Source organism: Actinomycetota bacterium (assembly GCA_035765775.1).
Taxonomy (GTDB): Bacteria; Actinomycetota; CADDZG01; order JAHWKV01; family JAOPZY01; genus DASTWV01.
Genome location: DASTWV010000056.1, coordinates 1 through 2,124, shown reverse-complemented (window position 1 = coordinate 2,124; position 2,124 = coordinate 1). Strand labels below are relative to the sequence as shown.

2 pseudogenes are annotated in these 2,124 nt (G+C 67.6%); one reads left to right on the top strand and one right to left on the bottom strand.

Features of this window, described 5'->3' with window-relative positions:
• Positions 1-407: 407 nt before the first annotated feature.
• A pseudogene (locus VFW71_13255) lies at positions 408-1,651 on the bottom strand (IS3 family transposase).
• A gap of 66 nt (positions 1,652-1,717) precedes the next feature.
• Here VFW71_13255 and VFW71_13250 point away from each other — a divergent pair.
• Positions 1,718-2,032 (top strand): annotated as a pseudogene (locus tag VFW71_13250) (dihydrofolate reductase family protein).
• Positions 2,033-2,124: the final 92 nt, after the last annotated feature.

The following is a 2,124-nucleotide window of genomic DNA, read 5'->3' as shown; positions in this document are numbered from 1 at the left end:
TAAATTCCAAATCGACTGCGGGACTTAACCCCTAGGATTGCAATAACATACAGAAAGCTCCTGGGTGGCGATTCACTGTACTACTCTTGTGCTTAGGGGGCGTCCAAGAACAGCTTCCAACTTTGTCTTTGGCCCGTCTGCGGAGTCTGGGCAAGTGTCCCAGCGTACCCGTTCACGAACCGCTTGCGTCGAGGCCAGGACTTGCCTATGACTTGAAGCACCTCAACAAACACCTCCCCGGGACCGCGGAGTCCGCGAAGCTGATGCAGAAGGAAGGGGCTGCCCACGTCTTCACCGACAAGGCGACCCTCAGCCAAGTCGAAGCGGCTATTCTGGAACGAGGGCAGTCGACGGGGTCGGTACGGGTGTATGGCCTTTGGGTTCTCTGGACGGGGACTTGATGGTACTCACGCCGCCGCCGGGACGCCAGCGAGGAGGTTACGTCGCACCTGGCCGGGGGGCCGGTGGCCGTGACGCCGGATCAGCCATCGCTCGTTGTACGTCCGCTTGAACTCCCGCAACGCCTCGGCGAGTTCCGCCACCGTGGCGAAGACCCTCACCCAGAGCAGATTCTCCTTGAGGGTGCGGATGAACCGCTCGGCGCAGCCGTTGCCCTCCGGCTCTCGCACGAAGCTCGGCGAACTCTCCAGGCCGAGGAAGGCCAGCTCCCGCTGGAAGTCGTCGCTCATGTACGCACTGCCGTGATCGTGCCGGATCGCCAGCCCCCGGGCGATGCCCCGGTCGAACCCGCCGAAGTGCTCCCGCACGCCCTGCCGCAGCGGCTCCAGGGCCTCGAACCGGTCGCCCCGCTTGGCCACGTGCAGGCCGACGCACTCGCAGGTGCAGTGGTCCACGGCGATGAAGACATGCACCGTCCCTTCACCGGTCGTGACCGTGGTGGTCATGTCGGTGCCCCACATCGTGTCCGGCTCCTCAGTGATGATGGTGCCGTCGTGGGCCTTCGGGCCGTGGGGATGGCCGCCCCGGCGTGGGGCCTGGAGGTGATGCTCCCGCATCAGCCGCCGGACCCGCTCGGAGGCCGTGCGGATGCCCTGATGCCGCAGCCGTGCCCAGACCTTGCGGTAGCCCTCGCCGTGGAAGGGCGACTCGGCCAGCACACGGCGGATGTGGCCGACCAGCTCCTCGTCAGTGCCCGCCCCGATCGGCCCCCGCTTCCCGGGCACGGGCCGCTGCTCGGGCGGGACGGCCTCCCGGGCCTTGAGGTAGTAGGCGGTGGAGCGGGCCACGCCGAAGATGCGGCAGACCCGCTGCAGGCCGTAGCGCTTGCCGGTGCCGGGGGAGGCGGAGCGGGCTAACCGCCCCGCCTCCTCGTGACAAAAGGGCGGCCGCTCTCCAGGTGCTGGCACTTCTGCCCCAGCAGCTCGTTGTCCATGGTGAGCTGCCCGACCTTCGCCTGGAGGCGGGCGATCACCTCGTCCCGGTCGTCGGTCGGCCGGCTCTTCATGGCCGCCGTGCCGCCGTCGAGGAAGCCCTCCCGCCAGGAGGACAGCGTGGCGGCGGTGACGCCCAGCTCTCTTGAGAGGGTGTCGAGGTCCTCGCCCCGAAGGAGGCGGAGGACCGCCTCGGTCTTCCGCTTGGCGGAGAACCGGCCACGGTCGGGGGTGTCGGTCTTGCTGCTCTGCTTGGTCATCTCGGGCACTCCTTCCGGGACCATTATGGCCCACAAGAGTGTCCAGAGAAGCCCTCAGGCTAAGGAATGGGACGCAACTTGTTCGGCCCCCTCCGCGGCCCCTGGGCCGACGAGGAGTGGGAGGGCTGGTGGGGCGATACCCCTCCCTTCAAGCATCCCGTCTTCGTGCTGACGCACCATCCCCGGCCGACCCTGGAGTTCGGAAACGGCACTTCCTTTCACTTCGTCGACGGCTCGCCGGAACAGGTCCTGGAGCGAGCCCGGGCGGCGGCCGGCGGCAAGGATGTCAAGATCGACGGCGGCGTCTCCACGGTCCGGGCCTTCTGGAAAGCGCGGCTCCTCGACGAGCTGCACCTGGTCATGGTGCCAGTGTTCGTGGGGTAAGGCGAGCGGCTCCTGGGCGGGCTGGGGGTGGAGGAGGACTACCAGGTGGCCGGCTTCGAGGCCTCCGAAGCGGCCGTGCATTACAGGAT